5 protein-coding genes and 1 pseudogene are annotated in these 5,731 nt (G+C 72.6%); 5 read left to right on the top strand and 1 reads right to left on the bottom strand.

The features are described from left to right. Window positions 1–350: pseudogene (locus JFN87_RS31775) on the top strand (hypothetical protein); the annotation flags it as partial. A 136-nt stretch (window positions 351–486) separates the two neighbouring features. Continuing rightward, a complete protein-coding gene (locus JFN87_RS31770; RefSeq protein WP_209345771.1) occupies window positions 487–978 on the top strand; it encodes a hypothetical protein in 492 nt (163 codons plus the stop codon). 40 nt (window positions 979–1,018) lie between these two features. On the opposite strand, the gene JFN87_RS31765 is transcribed toward JFN87_RS31770, so the two are convergent. Continuing rightward, window positions 1,019–1,414, bottom strand: a complete 396-nt coding sequence (locus JFN87_RS31765; RefSeq protein ID WP_209345760.1) for a hypothetical protein — start codon at window positions 1,412–1,414, stop codon at window positions 1,019–1,021. A 594-nt stretch (window positions 1,415–2,008) separates the two neighbouring features. Between JFN87_RS31765 and JFN87_RS31760 the strand changes: the two genes are divergently transcribed. The 3 genes from JFN87_RS31760 to JFN87_RS31750 all read left to right on the top strand — a co-directional run. After that, entirely contained in the window at window positions 2,009–3,628 is a 1,620-nt protein-coding gene (locus tag JFN87_RS31760) for a transposase (RefSeq protein WP_245182787.1), read from the top strand. Window positions 3,629–3,771: 143 nt separating this feature from the next. Further along, window positions 3,772–4,560, top strand: a complete 789-nt coding sequence (locus tag JFN87_RS31755) for an SDR family NAD(P)-dependent oxidoreductase (RefSeq protein ID WP_209345756.1) — start codon at window positions 3,772–3,774, stop codon at window positions 4,558–4,560. A 96-nt stretch (window positions 4,561–4,656) separates the two neighbouring features. After that, a partial coding sequence (locus tag JFN87_RS31750) for a substrate-binding domain-containing protein (protein WP_209345754.1) occupies window positions 4,657–5,731 on the top strand: 1,075 nt, incomplete at its 3' end.

Genomic DNA, 5,731 nt, shown 5'->3' with positions numbered 1-5,731 from the left:
CCGCCGGTGGCGGGGCCGGTGCGGGTGCGCCCGGGGGCGGCGGGAACGGGGGTGCGGGCGCCGGGTCCGGGGAACCGCCCGTCGGCGAGCTGCTCCTGCGGCGGCTGTCCCCCGGCGCCGACGGCCTGCCGCGCAGGCGCCGGGTCAGGTGGGCGCTGCTCTCCGTCGCCGTGACGGCACTCGCGTGCGCCGCCTCGCTGGTGGCGGGGTTCGCCTTCGACTGGTTCACCGCGGCGCCGGTGGCCCGCCACCAGAAGGCCGTCGGCGACTCGCTCGACCACGCGGTGCCACCGTTCACCGTCACGGTCCGCTACGAGACGCAATACCCGATGGGGCGTCACCCTGCTTGACCGCCCGCTGACCGCCGCCGAGAAGCAGGGACTGGGAAGCCGCGCGGGCGTCGGGAAGGCGCTCTCAGCACTGCGGCGGAGGGCCGACGCCCACACCGTCACGGCCCCCTCCTGGACGACTCACGGATGGGCCACCGTGGCCTACGTTGACCTGTTCAGCGACCGGACCTCGCTCCTGACCATCGACGCCATGCACGCCCGTACGGTGCGCTGCCGGCCGGCCGCCGCCACGACCGTGGTCCGCGTCCCGTCGCAGGGCGCGGGGCCACGGCAGGGCCTTCTCTTCGACCTCACCAAGCAGGACTCCGCCGCGATCGCCACCGGCGAGGGCACGGCCCACGAGGGAAAGCCGTACTTCCGGTACAGCAAGATCGACCTGGGCGATGGCGCGACGCCAGGAGCGCTTCGGGTGGAGGCTGTCACCAGCACGAAGGACTGCGACTGGGTGATCGACGTTGAGTACAGCGACTCTCAGGGCACGCACAAGACCGTCGTCAAGGACGGGAAGAAGCCGTTCTTCGCCGCCGGCGTTCCCGCTGACCCGGCGTCCCGCTGGATCCTCAACGAGCAGGTCAGGGCCTTCGTGGACTGCGACGCCCACCGGGACGCGTGGGGCTGCAAGGCCTGACCCGCCCGCGCTGATCCGGCCCGCATGGCCGCCGCGCCGGTCACGAGTGGTGCGCGGCGAGACCGCGCGGCCTCGCGTGCCGGGGCTCGCCGCCCGGCGCTGCCGCAGGCGCCAGTCGGGCGTCCAGGGTCTCCGCCGTGCGCAGTCCGAGCGCCAGCACCCCGGCGCGTGCGCGGGAGACCCCGCCGGGTGACGCCGCGTCCGCCAGGTCGGTGAGGCCGCTGCGGGCCGCCACCTCGTGGAAGGCGGTGCGCAGCTCGCCCTCGGGCAGCGCGCCGCGCGCCGCCACCGCTGTGGCGAGAGCGTCCAGGTGGCGTGAGAACAGCGCGGCGATCTCCGCCGCCTCGGGCACGGCCTCCGCCTCGTTCCGCGGCAGCCTCTCGTGCAGCAGCGCCGCGCAGCGCGACACCTCGTGGACGGACTCCTGGATCGACACGAGAGCCCCGCGCCGGCGGCGATCCAGCCGACCATGGTCAGCCCGGCCTGCGTGGAGGGCCACAGGGCGGCCGTGATCACCACGCCGATGACGACGAGGCAGGCGCGGGTGCCCGGCGCGACGCCGAGGGCGCGCCACAGCCAGCGGCGTACGCGATGACGCCGAGCGGGACTAGGAAGTACCAGCCCATGGAGTGCAGATACACGCCGGAGAGCGTGAATCCGGCGCCGAGGGCGGCGGCGTTCACGGCTGTGCCTGATCGGCGCGGGCAGCGTGCCGATACCGCAGATGAACGCGCCGACGGACATCATCGCCCCGGCTAGCGGATCGCCCATGACCCAGCCGAGCACGGACGCCGCGGCGACGGCGGCCTGGTCGGCGCGATGGCCACGGATTCAGGAACTTTTGGTATCTGACGGCACATAAGGCTGCTCTGGCGTGCGTGAGCGAGCGCAGGTGACCGTGGCGGGACACATGGGAATGCAGGTTCTTACGTCGAATGCGTGACCTTTGCCGATGATGCTCGTTGGCTGGGGTGGGACAGTGTTCGGGCCGCGCGGATTGGGGTCGAGGGGTGGGATGGTGAGTGGGGTGATGCGGGAGCTTGCGCCGCCGTTCGTGGTTCCCGGTCCTTCCGGGGTGGCGGCGCGTACCCGTCTCAAGGGCTTGACGACCCTCGATGAGGACGTCCTGCGGCAGGTGGGCGCCCATTTGGGTTCACTCGCCGGCCGTGATCTCAAAGCGCGCTGTCGTGACGGTCTGGAGCATGACGGCGAGGCGTGGGCGGCGCGTAAGCGGGAGTTGACGCCGCTGTCGTCGGCCCGCTGGGCGGGCGCGCTCACCAAAGCCACCCACGATCAGTGGGCACTAGCCCGCCGCTGCACCCTCGCCCACCTGCAGAGCCTGGAGGCAGGTGTACGGATGCTGCGCCACCGCCTGTCCCTGCCCCTAGGCGCGAAGGGCACGAAGAGGGCGCCGGGTGGGTACCACTCCCGGCGGGAGTGGCATGCCAAGTCCCGCCGCCTGCACATGCTGGAGAACCGGCTTGCGCGTGAGCGTGCCGACTGGGAGACGGGACGGGTACGTGTGGTGCGGGGCGGTAAACGCCTGGCCCGTACGCGGCATCACCTGCCCGCCGCCCAGCTCACCCAAGCCCAGTGGCGCCAGAGGTGGGAGGCAGACCGCTGGTTTGTGCAGGCGGACGGGGAAAGCGGGAAACGCTACGGCAACGAAACCCTCCGCCTCACCCCCGAGGGGCGGGTCAGCATCAAACTCCCCGCCCCACTGGCTCATCTGGCCAACGCCCCGCACGGCCGCTACACCCTCACCGCGACGGCGCGCTTCACCCACCGCGGGCAGGAGTGGGCCGACCGCGTCGAGGCCAACCGGGCGGTCGCCTACCGCATCCACCACGACCCGGAGCGTGGGCGCTGGTATGTGACCGCCTCCTGGCAGATCCCCGCCTCTCCAACACTGCCCCTGGGCGCGGCTCTGGCTGCAGGGGTGATCGGTGTCGACATGAACGCCGACCACCTGGCCGCATGGCGCCTGGATGCTCACGGTAACCCGATCGGCCACCCGCGCCGCTTCTTCTACGACCTGACCGGCACCGCACAACACCGCGACGCGCAGGTCCGCCACGCCCTCACCCGGCTGCTGCACTGGGCGAGAACGTGCGGTGTGAAGGCCATCGCCGTCGAAGACCTCGACTTCAAGGCCGAGAAGACCAGAGAGAAGCACGGGCGCAAGCGCCGCTTTAGGCAGTTGATCTCCGGCATGCCAACCGGCAGGCTCCGCGCCCGGCTGACCTCCATGACGGACGCGACCGGCATCGCGATCATCGCCGTGGATCCGGCGTACACCAGCAAGTGGGGCGCCCAGCACTGGCAAAAGCCCATGACTGGCCCCACGCGTAAGACCACCCGGCACGATGCGGCGAGCATCGCGATCGGGCGACGCGCCCAGGGACACCCGATCAGGCGTCGGACGGCACCGCCCCGTGCACACCAGAGCGATGTGCACGGGCATCGGACCGCCCAGGCCGACCGGTCTGTCCCTGGGCGTGAGGGACCCCGCCCCCGCATCCCCGGACCACGCACCCGATGCGTGCCACCGGACGCGGACCGTACGCGGGCGACCAGGACACCCAAAACCGTTCGGGATGTCCGCAGCGAGCAGAAATGGGTCCAAGACTCACTCCTGTCCACTGACTAGGAACGGTCGGAGAAGACGCGCTCCACCTTCAGCGCGGCCACGAAGCTGCGCCGTACGGAAGTCCACCAGGCCTGCACCTCATACATGTAAATGTATATTACACCTACATTCGCGGATCGTGCGGTGGCACTACGGTGCCGCCTATGACGACTGCTTTGATTACGGGCGCGACCTCCGGGATCGGTGCCGCGTTCGCCCGGCGGCTGGCGACCGAGGGGCACAACCTGGTCCTGGTGGCGCGCGACGTCGAGCGCCTGCGCGAGCAGGCCACCGAGCTGCACGACCGCCACCGCGTCGAGGCCGAGGTGCTCAAGGCCGACCTCGCGTCCGACCACGGCATCGAGGCCGTCGAGAAGCGTCTCTCCGACCGCATGCACCCGGTCGACCTGCTCGTCAACAACGCGGGCTTCGGGCAGAAGGGCGCGTTCCTCGACGTCCCCGTCGAGGACGAACTCGTCATGCTGAAGGTGCACTGCGAGGCGGTGCTCCGGCTGACCACGGCGGCCGTCGCGGGCATGCGGACACGCGGGCGCGGCGGCGTCGTCAACGTCGCGTCCACCGCCGCCTTCGTGCCCCGGGGCACGTACGGCGCGTCGAAGGCGTGGGTCGTCCAGTTCACCCAGGGCGTGGCGCGCGACGTCCGGCAGTACGGGCTGCGGCTGATGGCCCTGTGCCCGGGATTCGTGCGCACGGAGTTTCACGAGCGCGCGGGCATGGGGACGGACAACATCCCCGGCTGGATGTGGCTCGACGCGGACAAGGTCGTCACCGCGGCACTCGCGGACCTGGCGCGCGGCAGGACGATCTCGATCCCCGACCCCCGCTACAAGGCGCTGATGGGGGCGGCGAAGCTGGCGCCGCGCGGCTTGCTCGGCGGCATCACGTCGAAGGCGGGCCGCAAGTACGGCCCCGTCCACCCGGACGGCGTCTGACCTCCCGTACCGGGAGCCCCCGGCCTCGTCTAGAGTGATCGAATGATCGAATCGCGTCCGCGATTCGATCGCGATACGCGAAAGGACGGGTCCGTCGTGCGCGAAGGGGCCGCGGAACGCCACGACCGGCTGCTGAACCTGGTGCGCGAACGCGGCACCGTCCGGGTCGCCGACCTCGCCGCACACCTCGGGGTCTCGCCCGTCACCGCGCGCCGCGACGCCGAGGCGCTGGCCGAGCGCGGGCTGCTCGACCGGGCGCACGGCTCCGTCTCGTGGCCCGAGCGGCGCGGCCCGGCGGGCACGGCTCCCGGCGGCGGCAGCCCGGTGATCGGCATGCTCGCGCCCGCCGCCGGCTACTACTTCCAGGACATCATCCGCGGGGCGCACGAGGCGGCGGCGCGGCTCGGCGCCCGGCTGATCCTGCGCGTGTCCGACTACCGCCCCGAGGACGACGCCTCGCACGCGGCGGGGCTGCTCGCGGCCGGCGCGCAGGGCCTGCTCGTCGCTCCGAGCTGGACCGGGCCCGAGCACCCCGCGCGGTACGCGGAGTGGATCGCGCGGCTGCCCGTCGACACCGTGCTGGTGGAGCGCACGGGAGAGCCGGGGGGCCCGCTCGACGGCCTCGACCGGGTCAGCTCCGACCACGCGCACGGCGTGCTCATCGCCGTGCGCCACCTCGTGCGGCTCGGGCACGGCACGCCCGTGCTCGTCGCGCGCTCGGACAGCCCGACGGGCCAGGCCGTGCGCTCCGGTTACGCGCAGGCGCTGGACGCGCTGGGGCTCGGGACCGTCGCGCCCGTACTGGACTCGACGCCCGCCGTGCGTGACCCCGGCCGCTTCGAGGAGGCCGCGCTGACCCTGCACCGGCTGGTGCGCGAGGGGCGCGCCTCGGCCGCGCTCATGCACAACGACGAGGACGCCACGCGCATGGTGCGGCGCCTCGCGGAACTGGGCTGCCACGTCCCAGGCGACCTGGCGCTCGTCACCTACGACGACGAGGTCGCGGCGCTCGCCGACACCCCGCTGACGGCGGTCGCGCCGCCGAAGCGCGCGGTGGGGCGCAGCGCGGCCGAGCTGCTGATCGAGCGGCTCACGGCGGACGAGGCCGAGCGGGACGCGCCGCGCCGCCACCTGGAGCTGCTGCCGGCGCTGCGGGTGCGCGAGTCGTGCG

Source organism: Streptomyces montanisoli (assembly GCF_017813245.1).
Classification (GTDB): Bacteria; Actinomycetota; Actinomycetes; order Streptomycetales; family Streptomycetaceae; genus Streptomyces; species Streptomyces montanisoli.
This window is presented reverse-complemented; position numbering and strand designations above follow the sequence as displayed.

Coding starts and splice junctions, on each gene's coding strand:
- JFN87_RS31760 (WP_245182787.1), top strand. CDS start 2,009: ATGCGGGAGCTTGCGCCGCCGTTCGTGGTTCCCGGTCCTTCCGGGGTG.
- JFN87_RS31755 (WP_209345756.1), top strand. CDS start 3,772: ATGACGACTGCTTTGATTACGGGCGCGACCTCCGGGATCGGTGCCGCG.